This is a genomic window from Stenotrophomonas sp. (assembly GCF_032099025.1).
Lineage (GTDB): Bacteria > Pseudomonadota > Gammaproteobacteria > Xanthomonadales > Xanthomonadaceae > Stenotrophomonas.
On sequence record NZ_DAMCID010000018.1, the window covers coordinates 26,099 to 47,204 of the forward strand.

Annotated in this window: 22 protein-coding genes; 21 read left to right on the top strand and 1 reads right to left on the bottom strand. The window is 69.0% G+C overall.

What is annotated here, in order from left to right; genetic code table 11:
- The first annotated feature begins 123 nt into the window (after window positions 1-123).
- Both RT456_RS13480 and cydB read left to right on the top strand, forming a co-directional pair.
- Window positions 124-1,521: a cytochrome ubiquinol oxidase subunit I gene (locus RT456_RS13480; RefSeq protein WP_313347466.1), complete on the top strand. Its 1,398-nt coding sequence runs from the start codon at window positions 124-126 to the stop codon at window positions 1,519-1,521.
- Window position 1,522: 1 nt separating this feature from the next.
- Window positions 1,523-2,536 (top strand): cytochrome d ubiquinol oxidase subunit II, encoded by a 1,014-nt coding sequence (gene cydB / locus RT456_RS13485; protein ID WP_313347468.1) that lies wholly within the window; start codon window positions 1,523-1,525, stop codon window positions 2,534-2,536.
- A gap of 250 nt (window positions 2,537-2,786) precedes the next feature.
- Here the strand turns inward: cydB and RT456_RS13490 are convergent, their stop codons facing one another.
- Window positions 2,787-3,809, bottom strand: coding sequence for a pteridine-dependent deoxygenase (locus RT456_RS13490; RefSeq protein WP_313347470.1), 1,023 nt, complete (start codon window positions 3,807-3,809; stop codon window positions 2,787-2,789).
- 178 nt (window positions 3,810-3,987) lie between these two features.
- On the opposite strand from RT456_RS13490, the gene RT456_RS13495 reads away from it, so the two are divergent.
- From RT456_RS13495 to RT456_RS13585, 19 genes are read left to right on the top strand one after another with little or no spacing between them, the layout of a single operon-like run.
- Window positions 3,988-4,722 carry a beta-ketoacyl synthase chain length factor gene (locus tag RT456_RS13495; protein WP_313347472.1) on the top strand — a complete coding sequence of 245 codons (735 nt, stop codon included), beginning with the start codon at window positions 3,988-3,990 and terminating at the stop codon, window positions 4,720-4,722.
- Entirely contained in the window at window positions 4,715-5,518 is an 804-nt protein-coding gene (locus tag RT456_RS13500) for a lysophospholipid acyltransferase family protein (RefSeq protein WP_313347474.1), read from the top strand. Before RT456_RS13495 ends, RT456_RS13500 begins: the two co-directional genes overlap by 8 nt.
- Entirely contained in the window at window positions 5,505-5,765 is a 261-nt protein-coding gene (locus tag RT456_RS13505; protein ID WP_102946212.1) for a phosphopantetheine-binding protein, read from the top strand. The genes RT456_RS13500 and RT456_RS13505 overlap by 14 nt, the downstream gene beginning before the upstream one ends.
- Before the next feature lie 17 nt (window positions 5,766-5,782).
- A complete protein-coding gene (locus RT456_RS13510) occupies window positions 5,783-6,040 on the top strand; it encodes an acyl carrier protein (protein ID WP_313347476.1) in 258 nt (85 codons plus the stop codon).
- A gap of 22 nt (window positions 6,041-6,062) precedes the next feature.
- Window positions 6,063-6,614: a hypothetical protein gene (locus tag RT456_RS13515; RefSeq protein WP_313347478.1), complete on the top strand. Its 552-nt coding sequence runs from the start codon at window positions 6,063-6,065 to the stop codon at window positions 6,612-6,614.
- The gene (locus RT456_RS13520) at window positions 6,607-8,295 is read left to right on the top strand and encodes an AMP-binding protein (RefSeq protein ID WP_313347480.1); all 1,689 of its coding nucleotides are present in this window, start codon (window positions 6,607-6,609) and stop codon (window positions 8,293-8,295) included. Before RT456_RS13515 ends, RT456_RS13520 begins: the two co-directional genes overlap by 8 nt.
- Entirely contained in the window at window positions 8,288-9,070 is a 783-nt protein-coding gene (locus RT456_RS13525) for a glycosyltransferase family 2 protein (protein WP_313347482.1), read from the top strand. Before RT456_RS13520 ends, RT456_RS13525 begins: the two co-directional genes overlap by 8 nt.
- On the top strand, window positions 9,067-10,014 hold the full coding sequence (locus tag RT456_RS13530) for an acyltransferase (protein ID WP_313347484.1): 948 nt from the start codon (window positions 9,067-9,069) through the stop codon (window positions 10,012-10,014). The genes RT456_RS13525 and RT456_RS13530 overlap by 4 nt, the downstream gene beginning before the upstream one ends.
- Entirely contained in the window at window positions 10,004-11,551 is a 1,548-nt protein-coding gene (locus RT456_RS13535) for an aromatic amino acid ammonia-lyase (RefSeq protein ID WP_313347486.1), read from the top strand. The genes RT456_RS13530 and RT456_RS13535 overlap by 11 nt, the downstream gene beginning before the upstream one ends.
- A complete protein-coding gene (locus RT456_RS13540; protein WP_313347488.1) occupies window positions 11,538-11,960 on the top strand; it encodes a thioesterase family protein in 423 nt (140 codons plus the stop codon). The genes RT456_RS13535 and RT456_RS13540 overlap by 14 nt, the downstream gene beginning before the upstream one ends.
- Window positions 11,957-12,583, top strand: a complete 627-nt coding sequence (locus RT456_RS13545) for an outer membrane lipoprotein carrier protein LolA (protein ID WP_313347490.1) — start codon at window positions 11,957-11,959, stop codon at window positions 12,581-12,583. The genes RT456_RS13540 and RT456_RS13545 overlap by 4 nt, the downstream gene beginning before the upstream one ends.
- Window positions 12,576-14,936, top strand: a complete 2,361-nt coding sequence (locus RT456_RS13550; protein WP_313347492.1) for an MMPL family transporter — start codon at window positions 12,576-12,578, stop codon at window positions 14,934-14,936. Before RT456_RS13545 ends, RT456_RS13550 begins: the two co-directional genes overlap by 8 nt.
- 41 nt (window positions 14,937-14,977) lie before the next feature.
- Window positions 14,978-16,219 (top strand): NAD(P)/FAD-dependent oxidoreductase, encoded by a 1,242-nt coding sequence (locus RT456_RS13555; protein WP_313347494.1) that lies wholly within the window; start codon window positions 14,978-14,980, stop codon window positions 16,217-16,219.
- A 14-nt stretch (window positions 16,220-16,233) separates the two neighbouring features.
- Window positions 16,234-16,758 carry a DUF3261 domain-containing protein gene (locus RT456_RS13560; protein ID WP_313347568.1) on the top strand — a complete coding sequence of 175 codons (525 nt, stop codon included), beginning with the start codon at window positions 16,234-16,236 and terminating at the stop codon, window positions 16,756-16,758.
- On the top strand, window positions 16,755-17,942 hold the full coding sequence (locus RT456_RS13565; RefSeq protein WP_313347496.1) for a beta-ketoacyl-[acyl-carrier-protein] synthase family protein: 1,188 nt from the start codon (window positions 16,755-16,757) through the stop codon (window positions 17,940-17,942). The genes RT456_RS13560 and RT456_RS13565 overlap by 4 nt, the downstream gene beginning before the upstream one ends.
- Window positions 17,943-17,944: 2 nt before the next feature.
- Entirely contained in the window at window positions 17,945-18,400 is a 456-nt protein-coding gene (locus RT456_RS13570) for a hypothetical protein (protein WP_313347498.1), read from the top strand.
- Window positions 18,397-19,128, top strand: coding sequence for a 3-oxoacyl-ACP reductase FabG (gene fabG / locus RT456_RS13575; RefSeq protein ID WP_313347500.1), 732 nt, complete (start codon window positions 18,397-18,399; stop codon window positions 19,126-19,128). The genes RT456_RS13570 and fabG overlap by 4 nt, the downstream gene beginning before the upstream one ends.
- Complete coding sequence (locus tag RT456_RS13580; protein WP_313347502.1) at window positions 19,128-20,372, top strand: beta-ketoacyl-ACP synthase; 1,245 nt, start codon at window positions 19,128-19,130, stop codon at window positions 20,370-20,372. The genes fabG and RT456_RS13580 overlap by 1 nt, the downstream gene beginning before the upstream one ends.
- Before the next feature lie 41 nt (window positions 20,373-20,413).
- Window positions 20,414-20,851, top strand: a complete 438-nt coding sequence (locus RT456_RS13585) for an excinuclease ATPase subunit (RefSeq protein ID WP_313347504.1) — start codon at window positions 20,414-20,416, stop codon at window positions 20,849-20,851.
- Window positions 20,852-21,106 lie beyond the last annotated feature (255 nt).

Below are 21,106 nucleotides of genomic sequence, written 5' to 3' on the forward strand. Positions count from 1 at the left end.
CCCGCCAACCCTGCACTGGGCTCCACCTGCGACCAAGTGAAGCAGCGCGTCACCAGGTCGCATGTCCTCTTCACGAATACCGGCCCAGACTGGTCCACATTCCAGAATGTGCGGAGGCGTCGCTTGGACGCGTTGTTGTTGTCCCGGATCCAGTTCGGGTTCGTCATCAGTTTCCATGTGCTGTTCCCGGCCTTCACCATCGGCACCGCCAGCTGGCTGGCGTTCGTGGAAGGCCAGTGGCTGCGCACCCGCAAGCCGATCTGGCGCGAGCTGTACTTCTTCTGGCAGAAGATCTTCGCGGTGTCGTTCGGCATGGGGGTGGTCAGCGGCATCGTCATGGCCTTCCAGTTCGGCACCAACTGGCCGCGCCTGAGCCAGGTGGCCGGCAGCGTGATCGGCCCGCTGCTCACCTATGAAGTGCTCACCGCGTTCTTCCTGGAAGCCAGCTTCCTGGGGGTGATGATGTTCGGCTGGGGCAAGGTCTCGCCGCGCCTGCATTTCTTCTCCACGTGCATGGTGGCGCTGGGCACGCTGGTGTCCACGTTCTGGATCCTGTCGTCCAACAGCTGGCTGCAGACCCCGGCCGGGCACGCGATCATCGATGGCATCGTCGTGCCGCAGGACTGGTGGCAGGTGGTGTTGAACCCCTCCTTCCCGTACCGGCTGGCGCACATGGCGCTGGGCTCGTTCATCACCACCTGTTTCGTGATCGGTGGCGTTGGCGCGTGGTACCTGCGCAAGGGTACCCACGTGGAGGCCGGGCGCACCATGCTGCTGGCCGCCGTGGCCTTCGCCGCGCTGACCGTCCCGGTACAGATCTTCGTGGGCGACATGCACGGGCTCAACACCCTCAAGCACCAGCCGATGAAGATCGCCGCGGTGGAGGCGCACTGGCATGCCGAGGGCGAGGGCGAGGGCGTGCCGCTGGTGGTGTTCGCCATACCCAACGAGGCCGCCGAACGCAACGACTTCGAGATCGCCATTCCGCGCTTGGGCAGCCTCATCCTCACCCACTCGCTGGAGGGAACCTTCGACCCGCTGACCTCCGTGCCCGCCAGCGAGCGGCCGCCGGTGGTGCCGGTGTTCTTCGCGTTCCGCATCATGGTCGGGCTGGGCACGCTGATGCTGCTGCTGGCCTGGGTATCGGCGTTCCAGTGGTGGCGCGGCCGGCTGCTGCAGTCGCGCTGGCTGGTGCGGGGGTGGAACTGGATGCTGCCCAGCGGCTTCATCGCGCTGGTGTCGGGCTGGTTCGTCACCGAGATGGGCCGCCAGCCGTGGGTGGTGTACGGCGTGCTGCGCACCGCCGACGCGGTGGGGCCACAGAGTGCGTGGATGACCGCACTGTCGCTGGGCGTGTACATCGTCGGCTACGCGTTCGTGTTCGGCTGGGGCATCTGGTACCTGGTGAAGATCATCCGCACCGGCCCGAAGCCGCACGACCAGCAGCCGCCAATCGAAGACGGCAGCCACACCCCGGCGCGGCCGCTGTCCGGTGCCGACGAACCGCTGGAGGAGCGCTGAGATGGAGATGACGACCTGGCTGCCGGTGGCATGGTTCGCGGTGATCGGCTTCGGCGTGCTGATGTACGTGGTGCTGGATGGCTTCGTGCTGGGCATCGGCATCCTCGCGCCGATGGCCGAGGACGAGGAGCAGCTCGACGTGATGATGAACACTGCCGCGCCGATCTGGGATGGCAACGAGACCTGGCTGGTGCTCGGCGGCGCGGGCCTGATGGCCGCGTTCCCCAAGGCCTATGCGGCCCTGCTGTCGGCGTTGTACCTGCCGGTGCTGCTGCTGGTGGTGGCGCTGGTGTTCCGCGGGGTGGCGTTCGAATTCCGCTTCAAGGCGCACCGTTCGCGCCGGCTGTGGAGCGTGGCGTTCGGACTGGGTTCGCTGCTGGCCGCGTTCGCCCAAGGCGTGATCCTGGGCGCGCTGGTGCAGGGCCTGCAGGTGGTGGATGGCCAGTACGTGGGCGGCGCCTTCAGCTGGTTCAGCCCGTTCTCGATGCTGACCGGTGCGGCGGTGGTGTTCGGCTATGCGCTGCTGGGCAGCACCTGGCTGATCCTGAAGACCGAGGGCCGCGAGCAGACGTTCGCGCGCACCCTGACCCGGCCGCTGGTGGTGGCGGTGATCGTGTTCATGGGGCTGGTCAGCGCCTGGCTGCCCTTCCTGGACTCGCGGCTGATGGCGCGCTGGTTCAGCGACGGCAACTTCTGGTGGCTGTCGCCGGTGCCGCTGCTGACCTTGGCCGTGGCGGTGGCGCTGTGGCGCAGCGCGATGCACCCGCGCCGCGACCTGCCGCCGTTCCTGCTGACGCTGGCCCTGTTCGTACTGGGGTTCATCGGTCTGGTGCTGGGCATGTGGCCGTACCTGCTGCCGCCGAGCATGACACTGTGGCAGGCCGCCGCGCCCGCCTCGTCGCTGGGCTTCAGCCTGGTCGGACTGGTGGTGCTGCTGCCGGTGATCCTGGGCTACACGGCCTGGTCGTACCGGGTGTTCCGCGGCAAGGTGCGCGCGGACGCCGGCTACCACTAGTAGTGCCGGCCGCTGGCCGGCTCCTCAGGGTAGACGCCATCGCCCGCACTAGTAGTGCCGGCCGCTGGCCGGCTCCTCGGGGTAGATGCCATCGCCTGGAGCCGGCCAGCGGCCGGCACTACACCGGCGCCGTGGTTGCCGCCATCGCCTGGAGCCGGCCAGCGGCCGGCACTACAGCGGCACGGTTGCCGTGGAGCTCGCCGGCGGCCGGCTGGAACCGGTAGGTGACGACCGTTGGTCGTCACACGCTTCACCCGTGCAGGCCTTCGATCTCCACCAGCAGTTCGGCCCGGCAGACCTCGGCGTGCAGCACGATGAACGGCGGTGCGCCTGGCAGTTCGGCCATCCGCGCGGCAATCGCCGCCAGGTCGTCCGCGCGGCGGACGTAAACCTTCAACACGGATTCAGCGCCCAGCGTGGCCGGCAGCGCCGGCCGTTGCAGGCGGGCCGCATCCACCAGGCTCTGCAGGTTGGTCAGGGTCTCGTCCAGCTGTTCGGTCAGCGACCCGGTGTGCTGCGACACATGCCCCACGATCGCGGCCGTGCCCGACTGCAGCAGCGGCAGGCCGGTGGCCGGCGGTGGCAGCAGCGCACGCGAGAAGCTGGGCGACTGCGGGCCGTACTGGCGGGGGTAGCGGAAGGCGCTGACCTGGCGGGGATTCTCCAGCGGCAGGCCCGGTTCACGCGCGGCCAGCCAGTACACCTGCAGCCGGCGGACGCCGTCGAAACGACCAATGCAGGTCGCTGCCGGCAGCGCGGCCTCGTCCAGCTCGCGCAATCCCCGCACCCGGCCCACGCAGAAGCGCCGGTAGCGTTCCTGGTCGCCCTCACCTTCCGTTACCGCATCGAGATAATTCCAGGTGCGCAGGAGGTGCGGGAAGCCGCAGTGCGTCAGAAAACCACTCATTAGAGCGTAGGAATCTGCCGCGGCCGATTCGATATCGCCGTCGATCTCGTCCATCTCGATCGCGCCGAACAGCACGGCATCAGTGGCCGACCAGCGCACGCCGTCGCGGACCCCGTGCTCGACCTTGCCGGCGCCCTGCCAGATTTCGATCTGCGCGGGGCCATGTTCCGCCAGCGGTACCTGCAGCCAGCGCGGGTCCGCGCAGGGCGGCTGCCCGTGGGAAAACCCGAACACCGCCAACGTGCGCGGGTCGGCCAACGCGGCGTCGCGCGCGGCGGCCGGCGCGTAGCAGGCACGGAACAGGGCGGGGCCCGGCGATGAAGAAATGACCGGCGAGGCCGATACGCTGTGGATCGTGCTACTCATTTCAGATTGTGAAAGCTGCCAGTGCCGAGAGTGTCATGATAGCGTGCGCTCCTTTCGCGGCGTGCCCATGCACGTCGGACGATGTCGAAGACAGGTGTGGGTCGGCCGGAATGGGGGCGCCGGGTCGCATTGCCGCCATGGCTCGTGTTTCCAGGTGCCCATAACCATGTTGGCGTGAATGATCGAGTTCTCTGTTGTGGATTGGTCGGCCTGGGCACCGGGACTGACCACGAAATCGGACTGGCAGGCATGGGCGCAGTCGCCCACCGTGCCGGAAGGGCAGGACACCCCGGCGCTGACCGAAGTGCCGGCCATGCAGCGCCGGCGCATCGAGCGGCTGGGGCGCATGGCGATCCAGGCCGCCTGCTGGTGCGAGCAGCCCGATGATGCCGGCCAGGTGCCGCTGGTGTTTGCCTCGCGACACGGCGACGTGGCCCGCTCGATGGAACTGCTCGACACCCTGCGCCAGGACACCCCGATGTCGCCCACCGCCTTCGGCCTGTCGGTGCACAACGCCGTGGCGGCGCTGTATTCGATCGCACGCGGCCAGCGCGGCAACTACCTGGCCCTGGCCGGTGGGCGCGGCACGGTCGAGGCGGCCTGCGTGGAAGCCTTCGGCCTGCTCGCCGACGGTGCGCCGGAAGTGCGCGTGATCGCCTACGAATCCCCGCTGCCGGCGGTCTACGCCGGTTTCGCCGACGAACCGGACCCGTATTTCGCCTGGTGCTGGCGGCTGGCCGCGGCCGATAAGCCCGGTACCCGGCTGTCGCTGGGCTGGGGTGCCGGCGACCAGGACAGCCCGGCCGGCGTGTTGCCGCACAGCCTGGACGCGCTGCGGTTCCTGCTCTCCGGCGATGCCGCGCTGCGCTTCCAGGCCGATGGCCAGCAGTGGTCCTGGCAGCGCCATGGCTGAGCGCTGGCATGCCCGCCTCGACCACGCCTGGCGCGTGTTCGGCACCGGCCTGTGCTTCGCCGTCTTCGGACTGGGCGGGCTGCTGCTGGGCGGGCTGCTGTTGCCGCTGTTGTTGCTGGTCCGGCATACCGCGCGGCGGCGCGCGCTGGCACGCCGGCTGGTCCAATTCAGTTTCGCCAGCCATGTCGCGCTGATGCAGCGGCTGGGGGTGATGACCTATGAGATCCGGGGGCGGGAACGCCTGCAGCGCAACGGTCTGCTGATCCTGGCCAACCACCCGACCCTGATCGACGTGGTGCTCCTGATCGCCCAGCTGCCCAACGCCGACTGCGTGGTCAAGCAGGCTGTCGCCCGCAACCCGTTCATGCGCGGCCCGGTGCGCGCGGCCGGCTACGTGGCCAATAGCGACGGCGCCGGGTTGATCGACGACTGCATCGCCGCGGTCCGCGCCGGCGGCACCCTGGTGATCTTCCCGGAGGGCACCCGGACCGTGCCGGGCCAGCCGCCGCGGCTGCAGCGGGGGGCCGCCAACATTGCTGTACGCGGTCAGTTTGACATCACCCCGGTGCGGATCACCTGCACCCCGCCTACCCTGACCAAGGGCCAGAAATGGTATCGTGTACCATCACGGCGTTTTCACGTTCAGCTGGAAGTCGGGGAAGATCTCCCGATCGCTCCCTTCCTGACGGGAGCCGACGATACGCCCAGGGGGGATGCCTTGGCGGCCCGGCGCGTGACCGATCACCTTGCCCATTACTTCGACTTCGCTGGAGAACCAAGCCGTGCAGGCACTTGAGCACGAGATCAAGGAATTGATCATTTCATCGCTTTCATTGGAAGACATCGCTCCGGATGACATCGACGCCGAGGCACCCCTGTTCGTGGAGGGGCTGGGCCTGGACTCGATCGACGCGCTTGAGCTTGGTTTGGCCCTGCAGAAAAAGTACGGTGTCAGCCTGTCCGCGGATTCGGAAGAGACCCGTCGCCATTTTTCCAGCGTGCGTGCCTTGAGCGAGTTTGTCGCCGCACGCCAGCCGTCGTAACGGCGCCAGGATTTGCCATGACCAAGAACGAACTTTTCGATCGCATCGTCAAGATCCTCAAGGACAGCTTTGAGATCGAGCCGGTGCGGATCACGCCCGACGCCCGCCTGTACGACGACCTGGACATCGACAGCATCGATGCCGTGGACCTGATCGTGCAGCTCAAGCCGTTGCTGGGCCGCAACCTGCAGCCGGAAGCGTTCAAGTCGGTGCGCACCGTGCAGGACATCGTCGATGTGGTGCATGGGCTGCTGCCCGGGCAAGCGGCCGCCTGACGGCCGCCGCTGAAGATCGACCATGGTCCGGGTGCGCGTCGCGGCGTTTGCAGTGCTGTCGCTGGCCTACCCGCTGGTCGTGTACCTGTCGTTGGGCCGCTTCGAACCGCGCTGGATGGCGCTGCTGCTGTTCGCCCTGGCCGCGCTGCGCGCGCTGACCACCCGCCAGCCGGTGTGGTGGGCTGCGGCGCTGGGCGCCGGCCTGCTGGCGCTGCTGGCCACTGCGTTCAACCAGGCCCTGCCGCTGAAGCTGTACCCGGCGCTGGTCAATGCGGTGATGCTGGTCATCTTCGCCACCAGCCTGCGCTTCCCGCCCAGTGCGGTGGAGCGGCTGGCGCGGTTGACCGAGCCGGAACTGCCGCCGTTCGCCGTGGTCTATACCCGCCGTGTCACCCAGGTGTGGTGCGGCTTTTTTGTTCTCAACGGGGGCCTGGCCCTGATCACGGCGTTCTGGGCCTCCAACCAGGTCTGGGCGCTCTACAACGGATTGTTGGCGTACGTGATGATGGGTGTCCTGTTTGGCGGTGAGTGGCTGGTACGGCGGCGGGTGAAGGCGGCGCACGCGCATGGCTGAGTGGATCGCGCTGGACCGGTTGGCGCTGGTACCGCAACCGGATCGCATTGTCGGCATCGATGCCGACGGCCGCGTGGTGTCCCACCCGCAGTTCCGCAGCCGCGTGCAGGGCTGGCAGCAGGCCTTCGCCCGCGCCCCCGGCCGCGACTGGGCGCTGTACTTCGACGACACCCTGGACTTCGCCGCGGCCCTGCTGGGTGCCTGGCACGCCGGCAAGCGCGTGTTCCTCGGTGGCGACAACCTGCCCGCCACGCTGGAGGGACTGAGCCCGCGCGTGGCCGGGTTCGCCGGTGACGTCCCGGCGCGCCATGCGCCGCTGCACCCCGACGCCGCGCCCGACCCGGCCGCGCCGCTGCTGGCGTTGGACGAGGACACGCTGGAACTGGTGGTGTTCACCTCCGGCAGCACCGGTGCGCCCAGCGCGATCGCCAAGGTCCTGCGCCAGCTGACCCGCGAGGTCGATGCGCTGCAGGCGGCCTTCGGGCCGCAGCTGGAAGGCGCGCAGGTGCATGGCACCGTCTCGCACCAGCACATCTATGGCCTGCTGTTCCGCGTGCTGTGGCCGCTGGTGGCCGGCCGCGCCATCCTGCCGCGCCGCTTCTTCCACGAAGACCTGGTGAGCGCCCTGGCCGCGCAGGATTCGGTGCTGGTGGCGACCCCTGCGCACCTCAAGCGCCTGCCTGAACAGCTGGACTGGTCGTCGCTGGGGGGGCGCCTGCGCGCGGTGTTCTCCTCCGGCGGCCCGTTGCCCGCCGAGGCAGCCCTGCAGGCGCGCGCGCTGCTCGGGGTGGCGCCGACCGAAGTGTTCGGCAGCAGCGAAACCGGTGGCATCGCCTGGCGCCAATGGAGTGCCGAACAGCCGCAGTGGCACCCGCTGCCGGGCGTGTCCTGGCGCATCGAAGACGGTTGCCTGGCCGTGTCCTCGCCACATCTGGCCGAGGCCGGCTGGTGGCAGACCCAGGACCGCGTGGAGGCCGATGCCGGGCGCAGCTTCCGCCTGCTCGGACGCGCCGACCGTATCGTCAAGATTGAAGAGCGCCGGGTGTCGCTGGACGCGCTGGAACAGCAGCTGCGCGCGCACCCGGCCGTGCAGGACGCCCGCGTGCTGGTGCTGCCGGGCGCGCGCGAACAGCTCGCCGCCGTGGTGGTACCGCAGGTGGCCGGCGTGGCGCAGTGGGACGACGGCGAGCGCCGCCGCCAGGCCCAGGCGCTGGGCGCGCACCTCGCGCAGAGCCATGATGCGGTCACCCGCCCGCGCCGCTGGCGGTTCGTTGACGAGCTGCCGTACAACGCGCAGGGCAAGACCACCGCCGCCGCGTTGGGCGCGCTGTTCCGGCCGCTGATGCCGGTGGCCGAGTGGCAGCAGCGCGACGACGCGGCCGCCGTGCTGGTGCTGCCGCTGGACGGCGACCTGGTCGTCTTCGACGGCCACTTCCCGCAGGCGAAGATCCTGCCGGGCGTGGTCCAGCTCGACTGGGCGATCCACTACGGCCGCCAGGCGTTTGCCATGCCGCCGCGCTTCGAGCGCATGGATGCGTTGAAATTCCAGCACGTGGCGCGCCCCGGTGACCGCCTACAGCTCACCCTGGGGTGGGACGCGGTCAAGGCCGTGCTCAGCTTCCGCTACGTGTCCGACCACGGCGTGCACGCCAGTGGCCGGGTGGTGTTCGGCGATGCGTGAGACCAGCGCGGGTGGGCAGGCGGCGTTTTCGCCGCTGGTGGTCATTCCGGTCTACGACCATGAACACGCCATCGGCGCGGTGGTGCAGGGCGTGCTGGCCAGCGGGCTGCCGTGCCTGCTGGTCGACGACGGCTCGCACCCGGCCTGCGCGCAGGTGCTGCGGGCGTTGGCGCACGCGCGGCCCGACCAGCTCAGCCTGCTGCGCCTGGACGTGAACCAGGGCAAGGGCGGTGCGATGCTGGCCGGGTTTGCCGAGGCCGCGCGCCGCGGGTACTCGCACGTGCTGCAGATCGACGCCGATGGCCAGCACGACCCGGCCGACATTCCGCGTTTCGAGGCCCTGGCGCGGCAACACCCGACGGCGGTGATCTGCGGCATTCCCGCCTATGACGACAGCGTGCCCAAGGCGCGCCTGTATGGGCGCTATGCCACCCACATCTGGGTCTGGATCAACACGCTGTCGCTGCAGATCCGCGATTCGATGTGTGGCTTCCGCCTGTACCCGCTGGCGCCGGTGACCCGGCTGGTGGGCGAGGAGACCATCGGCCGGCGCATGGATTTCGACAGCGAGATCCTGGTGCGGCTGTTCTGGCGCGACGTGCCGGTGATCAGCCTGCCCACGCGGGTGACCTACCCCAGCGACGGCGTCTCGCACTTCGACGTGTGGCGCGACAACGTGCGGATCAGCCGCATGCACACCCGGCTGTTCTTCGGCATGCTGCGCCGCGCGCCGCGCCTGCTGTGGCGCCGTGCCGCTGGAAGCGCTCCGGCATGACCACGCCGGCACCGGCCAACGCCCCGCACTGGGCCGACCTGGGTGAAACCACCTCGGCCGCCGGGGTGCTGTTCCTGTGCTGGGTGCACCGCTGGTTCGGTCGCTGGCCGTTCCGGCTGTGCGTGTACCCGGTGGTGCTGTGCCACTGGCTGGGCAACCGCGTTGCCCGCCAGTCCTCGCTGCAGTACCTGCAGCGGCTGCAGGCGCACACCGGCGTGCTGGGCGGCACGCCCGGGCGCTGGGCCAGCCTGAAGCACTTCGCGTTGTTTGCCGACACCCTGCTGGACAAGCTGCTGGGCCTGGGCGGGCGCTACCCGCCCGCCAACATCCGCCTGCAGCGTGACCTCATGCTGGACAAGATCGCGCGCCGCGAAGGCGGGTTGATCCTCACCGCGCACATCGGCTGCCTGGAACTGTGCCAGGTGCTGGCCGAACAGGTGCCGGGATTCCGCATCACCGTGCTGGTCCATACCGCCCACGCGCAGCGCTTCAACCGGCTGATGCAACGGCTGGACCCGCTCGCGTCCGTCGAACTCATGCAGGTCACCGACATGGGCCCGGCCACCGCAGTGGAGCTGCAGCGCCGTGTCGAAGCCGGTGGCTTTGTCGCCATCGTCGGTGACCGCGTGCCGCTGCGCGGCGGGCGTACCGTGCCCGCGCCGTTCCTGGGCCACACCGCGCAGTTCCCGATCGGCGCGTACGTGCTGGCCGCCGCACTGGGCTGCCCGGTGTACACCATGGCGTGCCTGCACGAAAGCGACGGCTACCGCGTGCGCTTCGAGCATTTCAGCGACCGCATCGTGCTGCCCCGTGGTTCGCGCGACGCCGCGTTGACCGCACAGGCCGAACATTTCGCCCGGTGGCTGGAACTCCAGGTCACCCAGGCCCCCTTTGACTGGTTCAATTTCTTCCCCTTCTGGGATCAGGCATCTCATGGCAAGTAATTCACCCCCCATCCGCTTCGGCGATGCGCCGCTGACCATCGAAGACGTGGTCGCGTTGTCCCAGCGGCAGGCCGACGCCGTGGTCACCGACGATCCGGCGTTCACCGCACGCATCCAGCGTGGCGTGGACTTCCTCGACCGCCTGCTGCGCGAGGACGGCGTGATCTACGGTGTGACCACCGGCTACGGCGATTCGTGCACGGTGAACATTCCGCCGGCGCTGGTGGCCGAACTGCCGCACCACCTGTTCACCTACCACGGCTGCGGCCTGGGCCGTTTCCTGGACGAGCAGGAGACCCGCGCCGTCATCGCCGCGCGCCTGGCCTCGCTGGTGCGCGGCATGTCCGGCGTGAGCCACCCGCTGCTGCAGGGCCTGGCCACGCTGCTGCGGCACGACGTGCTGCCGCTGATTCCGGCCGAAGGCTCGGTCGGTGCCAGTGGCGACCTCACCCCGCTGTCGTACGTGGCCGCCGTGCTGTGCGGCGAGCGCGAGGTGATGTACCAGGGCGCACGCCGCCCGGCCGCCGAGGTGCTGGCCGAGATCGGCATGGCGCCGCTGCGGCTGCGCCCGAAGGAGGGCCTGGCGATCATGAACGGCACGGCCGTGATGACCGCGCTGGCCTGCCTGGCGTACGCCCGCGCCGATTACCTCACCAAGCTGGCCACGCGCCTGACCGCCTTCAACGTGCTGGCCAGCGATGGCAACGCGCACCACTTCGATGAAATGCTGTTCGCGGCCAAGCCGCATCCGGGCCAGATGCAGATCGCCGCGCGCCTGCGCGAAGACCTGCACAGCGACCGTCCGCCGCGCAACGAACAGCGCCTGCAGGACCGCTACTCGCTGCGCTGCGCACCGCACGTGATCGGCGTGGTGCAGGATGTGCTGCCGTTCCTGCGCCAGCTGATCGAAACCGAACTCAACAGCGCCAACGACAACCCGCTGATCGATGCCGACGGCGAACGCATCCTGCACGGCGGCCACTTCTACGGTGGCCACATCGCCTTCGCGATGGATGCGTTGAAGAACACCATCGCCAACCTGGCCGACCTGCTCGACCGCCAGCTCGCGCTGGTGGTGGATGCGCGCTACAACCATGGCCTGCCGGCCAACCTGTCGGCCTCCACCGGCGCGCGCGCACCGATCAACCATGGCCTGAAGGCGCTGCAGATCAGTGTCTCGGCGTGGACCGCCGAGGCGCTCAAGCAGACCATGCCGGCCTCGGTATTCTCGCGCTCCACCGAGTGCCACAACCAGGACAAGGTCAGCATGGGCACCATCGCCGCGCGCGACTGCCTGCGCGTGATCGAGCTGACCGAACAGGTGGTGGCCGGCATGCTCATCGCCGCGCGCCAGGGTGTGGCCCTGCGCCAGCGTGTCGGCATGAACGCCACGCTGCATGGCGACCTGGAGACGATGTACCAGGACCTGTGCGAGCGCATCGCACTGGTGGACGAGGACCGTGCGCTCGATGGCGAGCTGCGCGGCCTGCTGGACGATATCCGCAGCCAGCGCTGGGGCCTGTATGACCGAGCATGACCTGAGCTTCGAGGTGACGCTGTCGCCGACCTTCCACGACTGCGATCCGATGCACGTGGTGTGGCATGGCAACTACTTCAAGTACTTCGAAATCGCGCGCTGCGCCCTGCTGCAGCGCTACGACTACGACTACCCGCAGATGCGCGATTCCGGCTACGTGTGGCCGGTGGTGGACGCACGCGTGAAGTACATCCGCCCGCTGCTGTACGGCCAGGCGCTGCGCGTGCGCGCCACCATCACCGAGTGGGAAAACCGGCTGAAGATCGCCTACGAGATCCGCGACGCAGAGAGCGACCAGGTGCTCACGCGTGCGCACACCATCCAGGTCGCGGTCGACGCGGCCACCAACGAAATGCTGTACCTGTGCCCGTCGGTACTGTGGGAACGGCTGGGAGTGCAGGCACCATGATTCGTCTTCTGCGCACGCTGGGCGTGCTGATGCTGCTGGCCGTGGCCAGCCCCGCTTTCGCCGCCCCGGCGGCCAACGTGGACCTGGTCAAGCAGCGCGTGGCCAAGGTCACCGTGCTGCGCGGCGAGTTCAGCCAGGACAAGCAGGTGGCGGGGTTCAAGAACCCGCTGCGCTCGCAGGGTCGCTTCGTGCTGGCCCAGGACCATGGCGTGATCTGGACCACGCTCAAGCCGTTCCCCTCTGAAGTCGTGGTCACCCGCGACCGCATCCTGAGCCGCCAGCGCGACGGCAGCAGCCGGGTCGAACTGGACGGCCGCCAGCAGCCGGCGATGCGCTCGGTCAACGCGATCATGTTCGCGCTGATGAGTGGCGATGCGCAGGCACTGTCGGCGCAGTTCGAGGTCAAGGTCGAGGCGCTGCCGGACAATGGCTGGCGCATGCAGTTGACCCCGCGCTCGGCGATGCTGGCCAAGGTGTTCAGCGCGCTCGAACTGAGCGGCGACCGCTACGTGCGCGAGGTCCAGATCACCGAAGCGAACCAGGATGTCACCCGCATCCATTTCGCCGCGCTGAGCGAAACCCCGGCGCAGCTGAGCGCCGACGAGGGCCGCAAATTTGAATGAGTCGTTGAATTCGGCCTGGCGTGACAACGGCCGGCTGCAGCGCGCCTGGCGCTGGTTGGCCATTGCATGGCTGCTGGTGCTGGTCGGGCTGGGCGTGCAGCAGTGGCAGCTGTGGTCGAAGGAGTCGCGGATCGACACCGACATCCTGGCGTTGCTGCCGCAGGAAGCACACGACCGCCTGCTGTCCGACGTGACCCGGCGCATTGCCGATGCGAATTCGCGGCAGGTCGTGGTGCTGCTCGGCAGCGCCGATGCCGCGCAGACCAAGGCGGCTGAACTCGCCTTCCGCAAGGAGATGACGGTAGAGCGGGGCGATGCCCCGCTGGTCCAGGAGAGCGGCTCCATCGAAGGCTGGTTCGATGAGGCGCGCGCGTTCTACGCGCCGTACCGCGACCGCCTGCTGACCGACCAGCAGCGCCAGCGCCTGCAGAACGAACCGGCCGACAGCCTGTCCGAATCCGCATTGGCCGCGCTGTACGGCCCGATGGGCGCGCCGCGCCTGACCGAATGGCGTCAGGATCCGCTGTCGCTGTGGCCGCAGTGGTGGCAGGAACGTGCGTTGGGCTCCGGCCTGCGCATGGGTGACGACGGCCTGCTCGAAGCCGACGGCAAGCACTGGTCGGTGGTGCAGTACGAGACCGTCGGCTCGGCGTTCCAGCTCGACGGCGAGCGGCACATCGACCTGCTGCTGGATGCCGCCACCGCCGCGGCCGCCAAACACGCGCCCGGCCTGGAAGTGCTGCGCGCCGGCGTGCCGCTGCATGCCGAGGCGGCAGCGGTGCAGGCCAACCGCGAAATCAACACCATCGGCTGGGGCTCGCTGGCGGCGGTGCTGCTGCTGGTATGGCTGGCGTTCCGTTCGCTGCGCCCGATCCTGCTGGTGGCCGCCTCGCTGCTGATCGGCTGCGGCGTGGCCCTGGCAGTGACGGTGCTGGTGTTCGGCAAGGTGCACGTGCTGACCCTGGTGTTCGGCGCCTCGCTGGTGGGCGTGGCCGAGGACTACGGCATCCATTGGTTCGCCTCGCGCCAGGCCGAGCCGGCCGACCGCCGCTGGCGCCTGCTGCGGCACCTGCTGCCGGGCCTGTGGCTGGCCCTGCTGACCAGCGCGCTGGCCTACCTGGCCCTGGGCCTGGCACCGTTCCCGGGGCTGCGCCAGATGGCGCTGTTCTCGGTGGTCGGGCTGGCCGCCGCCTTCCTGACCGTGATCTTCTGGTTCCCCTGGCTGGACGGCGGGGAGATCCGCAGCACCGGGTTCGCCCGTTGGCTGGGCGCCACGCTCGAGCGCTGGCCGCGCCTGCACGGGCGCCGCCCGGTGGGCCTGTTCCTGGGCGCCGTCGCGGTGCTGTCGGTGCTGGGCATGCTGCGCCTGCATCCCAACGACGACCTGCGCAGCCTGCAGTCCTCGCCGATGACGCTGATCAACCAGCAGATCCGGATCAGCCAGATGCTGGGCATGCCCAGTCCGGCGCAGTTCTACCTGGTGCAGGGCGCCAGCGCCGAACAGGTGCTGGAGCGTGAGGAAGCCCTGATCGAACGCCTGCGCGTGCTCTCGGCCAACAAGCAGATCGGCGGCTACCGCGCGATCAGCGAGTGGTTGCCGTCGGTGCAGCGCCAGCATGCCGATGCCGCGCTGACCGCGCGGATCGAACCGCAGGTGCTGGCCAAGGTGGGCGAGGCGGTGGGTGAACCGCTGCAGCGCCCGGTGTTCGCCGCACACGACCTGCAGGCCGATGCGTTCCTGGCCTCGCCCGCGGCGATGCCGTTCCGTCATCTGTGGCTGGGCACGGTGGGCGAGGGCATGGCGTCGGTGGTGATGGTGGACGACCTGTCCCGCGCCGATGCGCTGACCTTGCTGGAAGCGCAGGCCAAGGGCATCGACGGGGTGCGCTGGGTCGACCGCACCGCCGATTTTTCCTCGCTGCTCAAGCACTACCGCAAGCTGATGAGCGTGCTGCTGCTGGTCGGCATCGTGCTGGTGTTCGCGGTGCTGTACTGGCGTTACCGCGCGCAGGCATGGCGGGTGTTCGCCCCGACCCTGGCCGCCGGTGCACTCACGCTGGGCCTGCTGGGCCTGTTCGGGCAGCCGCTGCAGCTGTTCAACGTGCTGGCCCTGATGCTGCTGCTGGGCATGGGCATCGACTACGGCATTTTCCTGATCGAGCACCGTGGCGATGCCAGCGCCTGGCTGGCGGTGTGCGTGGGCGCGGCCAGCACCTGGCTGTCGTTCGGCCTGCTGGGCCTGTCGGCCACGCCGGCGCTGCGCGCCTTCGGCCTCACCCTGTTGTTCGGCATCGGCCTGGTCTGGTTGATCTCGCCCCTGTTCCGTCCACCGCCTCACGACGCACCGCACTGAGCGACCGCGCCTCCCCCACTTTCGTGATCAAGGATGTATCGATGAACGCAGCACTGGAAACAACCGAAATTCTGATCATTGGCGCGGGCCCGGCCGGCTCGGTCGCCGCCGCGATGCTGCGCCGGCAGGGGCGCCAGGTGCTGATGCTGGAGCGCCAGCAGTTCCCGCGCTTCTCCATCGGCGAGAGCCTGCTGCCGCAGAGCATGGAGTACATCGAAGCGGCGGGCCTGCTGCAGGACGTGGTGCAGGCCGGCTTCCAGTACAAGAACGGCGCGGCCTTCGTGCGCGGCGAGCGCAGCACCGAGTTCGACTTCCGCGACAAGTTCTCGCCCGGCTGGGGCACCACCTACCAGGTGCAGCGCGCCGATTTCGACGATGTGCTGGCACGCGGTGCCGAGCGCATGGGCACCACGCTGCGCTTCGGCGATGAAGTGCTGTCGGTCGAGCCGGGCAGCCCGGCGCGGGTGCAGGTGCGCCGCCCGGATGGCAGCGAGTACACCATCGAGGCCGGTTTCATCCTGGACGCCAGCGGCTTCGCGCGGTTGCTGCCGCGCCTGCTCAACCTGGAGTCGCCGTCGAACTTCCCCGTACGCGGGGCGATCTTCTGCCACGTGCGTGACCACATTCCGGCCGACGCCGGCTTCGACCGCAACAAGATCCTGATCACCACCCATCCCGAGCACGTGGACGTGTGGTACTGGACCATCCCGTTCTCCAACGGCTGCTGTTCGCTGGGCGTGGTGGCCGAGCCGAGCTTCTTCGAGAAGTACCCGGGCACCGACCTCGAGAAGCTGCAGGCCATCGTCGGCGAAGACCCCAACCTGACCCGCCTGCTGAAGAACGCCGAATGGGCGGTGCTGCCGGTGCGCACCATCACCGGCTACTCGGCCAACGTGAGTTCGCTGTGGGGCGAAGGCTATGCGCTGCTGGGCAATGCCGGCGAGTTCCTGGACCCGGTGTTCTCCTCGGGCGTGACCATCGCCTTCAAGTCGGCCCAGCTTGCCAGCGACTGCCTGGCCCGCCGCCATGCCGGTGAGCAGGTGGACTGGGAGCGCGAGTTCGCCATTCCGCTGCGCGCCGGCGTGAAGACGTTCCGTCGCTTCGTTGAAGCCTGGTACGACGGCGGCTTCCAGAAGATCATCTACCACCCCGACCCGCAGCCGGACGTGCGCCGCATGATCTCCTCGATCCTGGCCGGCTATGCCTGGGACACCAGAAATCCGTACGTGGCCGACGACAGCGGTCGTCGCCTGCGGGTGCTGGAGGAACTGTGCACCGGCTGATCCTTGCCCTGTTGATGAGCGTGCTGCTGGCGGCCTGCGCCAGCACCCGCATGCCCGCGCCGCGGGTGCAGCTGCCCACCCTGCAGCTGCCGCCTTCCGCACTGGCCACACCACTGCAGCTGCAGCAGCGCCTGCAGTTCCGCTTCGGCACCCACGAGCGCGAGCTGGACGCGCTGCTCGAGGCCGATGGCGAGCAGGTGCGGCTGGCCGTGCAGGCGATGGGCCAGACCGGCGTGCGCATGGTCTGGGATGGGCGCACCCTGGAGCAGACCCGCGCCCCGTGGCTGCCGCCGCAGGTGCGGGGCGAGCGCGTGCTGGACGACCTTCAGTTTGCGCTGTGGCCGGCCGATGCCATCCGGGCGGCCCTGCCGGACGGCTGGACCCTGGTCGAGTCCAACGGCAGCCGCCGCCTGGAGCAGGGCGGCACCGCCTGGCTGGTGCTGGAACCGCTGGTCGACGGACGCGTGAAACTGCGCAACCTGGCCGAAGGGTATGAACTGGTGATCGAATCGTTGGACATGGGGCAAGCGCAATCGTGAGCAGTACCGCGGTATATCTGAATGAGCTTGGCGTGGTCTGCGCCCTGGGCAGCGGGCGCGCGCAGGTGCGCGCCGGCCTGTTCGCCGACCAGCCCGGCGGCCTGCGCGACAACGACAGCATGATCCCGGGGCGCACCCTGGCCCTGGGCGAAGTAGCCGATCCACTGCCCGACCTGTCGGCCCTGCCGGTGGCGCTGCGCGGGCGCAACAACGCGCTGCTGGAAAGCGCGCTGCAGCAGATCCGCCCGGCCGTGGACGCGGCGATCGCGCGCTACGGCGCCGAGCGCGTGGCGGTCATCATCGGCACCAGCACCTCCGGCATCGGCGAGTCCGAACACGCGCTGCGCATGCAGGCCGACGAGGGGCGCTGGCCCACCGATTTCCACTATGCACAGCAGGAAATGGGCACCTCGGCGCGCTTCGTGCGCACCCGCATCGGCAGCAGCGGCCCGGCCTGGACGCTCTCGACCGCGTGCTCGTCCAGTGCCAAGGCGTTGATGTCGGCCGCGCGCCTGCTGCGCGCCGGGATCGTTGACGCAGTGGTCGCCGGGGGCGCCGACTCGCTGTGCCGCTTCACCGTGGCCGGCTTCAGCGCCCTCGAATCGGTGTCGGCCGCACGTTGCAATCCATTCTCCCGGCACCGCAACGGCATCAACATCGGTGAAGGTGCCGCGCTGTTCCTGATGACCCGCGAGCCTGGCCCGGTGCGCCTGTCGGGCTGGGGCGAATCGTCCGATGCGCACCACATGTCCGCCCCGGATCCGCAGGCCAGCGGCGCCATCGACGCCATGCAGCAGGCGTTGCGCCGCGCCGGCCTGGAGCCGGCGCAGATCGATTACGTGAACCTGCACGGCACCGCCACCGGGCACAACGACGCCATGGAAAGCCTGGCCGTGGCCGCCGTGCTCGGCACCCAGGTGCCGGCCAGTTCCACCAAGCCGCTCACCGGCCACACGCTCGGCGCGTCCGGCGCGATCGAGGCCGCACTGTGCTGGATGACCCTGGCCGACAATCCGGAGCAGCGGCTGCCTGCGCATTGGTGGGACGGCCACGCCGACGAAGCGTTGCCGGCGTTGGCCCTGGTGGCCCCGGGCACGCGCGCGGCGCAGCCGCCGCAGCACGTGCTCAGCCACTCATTCGCGTTTGGCGGCAGCAATGCCGTGCTGGCGCTGGCGCGGCGTTGAGCATGCAGCTGCCCACGGACATCGATTCGGTGCTGCCGCACCGCGACAGCCTGCGCCTGATCGACCGGGTGATCGACTGGCAGCCCGAATCCATCATGGTTGAAGTGGACGTCCCGGCCCACGGCCTGTTCACCACCCCCGACGGGGTGCCGGCGTGGGTGGGGGTGGAATACATGGCGCAGGCGATTGCAGCCTGGGCCGGGTGCCGCGCGCGCGCCGAAGGACGCGATCCCTCGATCGGCTTCCTGCTGGGCACGCGGCGCTACACCGCCCACCAGCCGCACTTCACGCCGGGCAGTTGCCTGCGGGTGGAGGCACAGTGCGAGCTGATGGGCGAAAATGGGCTGGGCATGTTCGCCTGCCGGATCCTGGCAGGCGGTGTTGAGTTGGCGGTTGCCAACGTATCGGTGTTCGAACCACGCGATGCGATGGCCTATCTGGAGAGTGGAGAGGCATGACAGGGAATCTGACCGTGCTGGTGACCGGCGCCAGCCGGGGCATCGGCCGCGCCGTGGCGCTGCGGATCGCGCGCGATGGCTTCGACGTGGTGGTGCATTGCCGCAGTCGTATCGAGGAAGCGCAGTCGGTGGTCGCGCAGATCCAGGCACTGGGCCGGCAAGCCCGCGTGCTGATGTTCGACGTGTCCGACCGTGACGCGGCGCGTACCGCGCTGGAGGCCGATGTCGAGGCCCATGGCGCCTATTACGGCGTGGTCTGCAACGCCGGCATCGCCCGTGATGGCGCGTTCCCGGCGATGCCTGCCGAGGACTGGGATGCGGTGGTGCACACCAACCTGGACAGCTTCTACAACGTGCTGCACCCGCTGGTGATGCCGATGGTGCGGCGGCGCAAGCCCGGCCGCATCGTCACCCTGTCCTCGGTGTCGGGGCTGGTCGGCAACCGTGGGCAGACCAACTACAGCGCCGCCAAGGCGGGCATCATCGGGGCCACCAAGGCGCTGGCGCTGGAACTGGCGAGCCGTGCCATCACCGTCAACTGCGTGGCACCGGGCCTGATCGAGACCGAGATGGTCAACGAAGAAGTGCTCGACCACGCGCTCAAACTCATCCCCGCCGGGCGCATGGGGCAGCCGGACGAGGTCGCCCATGCGGTGTCCTTCCTGCTGTCCGAATCGGCCGGCTACATCACCCGCCAGGTGATCTCGGTCAATGGAGGCATGGTCTGATGAGCCGACCCGATCGTCGTGTGGTCGTCACCGGTGCAGCGGCCATCAGCCCGCTGGGCCACGACTGGCCCAGCATCCGCGCCCGCCTGCACGCCCGCGAAAACGCGGTGCGCTACATCCCCGGCTGGGAGGTCTTCGACGGCCTCAACACGCGGTTGGCCGCGCCGGCGGAAGACTACGACCTGCCGCCGCACTACAACCGCAAGACCACGCGCAGCATGGGCAAGGTCGCGGTGATGTCGGTGCGCGCCACCGAACTGGCGCTGGAGGCGGCCGGCCTGATCGGCCACCCGGTGCTGCGCAGCGGCCGCGCCGGCGTGGCCTACGGTTCCTCGTCGGGCAGCCACGAGGCCACCGCCGAGTTCGGCCGCATGCTGCACGAACACACCACCGAAGGCATCAGCGCCACCACCTACCTGAAGATGATGAGCCACACCTCGCCGGTGAACATCGGCGTGTTCTTCGGCTTGTCCGGTCGCGTCTACACCACCTCCAGCGCCTGTACCTCGGGCAGCCAGGGCGTGGGGTCGGGCTACGAGGCGATCCGCAGCGGCAAGCAGACGGTGATGGTCACCGGTGGCGCCGAGCAGCTCGACGCCACCGCGGCGGCGGTGTTCGACACCCTGTTCGCCACCAGCGTGCGCAACGACGCCCCGCAGACCACGCCGAGCCCGTTCGACGCGCACCGCGATGGGCTGGTGCTGGGCGAGGGCGCCGGCACGCTGATCCTGGAAGACCTGGAGCACGCGCAGGCACGCGGCGCCACCATCCTGGCCGAAGTGGTCGGCTACGGCACCAACAGCGACGGCCAGCACGTCACCCAGCCCACCGCTGACACCATGGCCCAGGCCATGCGCCTGGCGCTGGAAGATGCCGGGCTGGAACCGGGCCAGATCGGGTACGTCAACGCACACGGCACCGCCACCGAACACGGCGACATCGCCGAGACCCAGGCCACCGCGCAGGTGTTCGGGCCGGGCATGCCGATCAGCTCGCTCAAGAGCTACGTCGGCCACATGCTGGGCGCGTGCGGCGCGTTCGAAGCCTGGATGACCATCGAAATGATGCGCGAAGGCTGGTTCGCTCCGACCCTGAACCTGCACGAAGTAGACCCGCGCTGCGGCGCGCTGGATTACATCCGCGGCGAAGGCCGCGCGCTGCAGACCGACTACGTGATGAGCAACAACTTCGCCTTCGGCGGCATCAACACCTCGTTGATCTTCCGCCGCTGGCAGGACGCGTAACCTCAAACCCAATACCTGCTTACCAACAAGGAGAACGTTGAATGCGTCGTTTTGCCCTGATTGCCACCGTGGCCCTGCTTGCCGTCGCCAGCACCGCCAATGCCCGTGAGACCCGTGTCGAACAGTCCCTGCGCAGCCTGATCAATTCGCCCGACGCCAAGGCGGCCGGCATCGACGGCAGCGTCCGCTTCTACCTGGCCGGCGAAAAGGTCAACGTCCAGCAGCGCCTCGGTGAAGACGTGACCAACAAGAAGACCAACGCCGCCAACAAGAGCGACGAAGTGGCCTGCAACTGGGTGGCCCTGTCGGCGCTGAAGGCACTGCAGGACGGCGCCAAGTCGCGCGGCGCCAACGCCGTCGTGGACATCGTCAGCTACTACAAGAAGAACGAGTTCAAGAGCACCACCAACTACGAATGCTATGCCGGTGCCATCCTCGCGGGCGTCGCCCTCAAGGGCACCTACGCCAAGGTCAAATGACGGGAACCGTCATCTGACCAGGTAGAGCCGACCGGGCAGAGCCGACTGTGTAGAGCCGACTGTGTAGAGCCGACTGTTAGTCGGCTGGCTTCTGCGGCTGACTTCTGCGGCTGCCTTTCGCGGCTGCCGTTGAAGTTACCTCTCCGGCCGCCGTACCCGTCCACGGCGGCCGCCAGGCATCCATCGGCGGCCACCCCAACCTGAACACCGCCGCGACATTGATGAACCTGAATCTGTCGCGCGCCAGTAAACCGG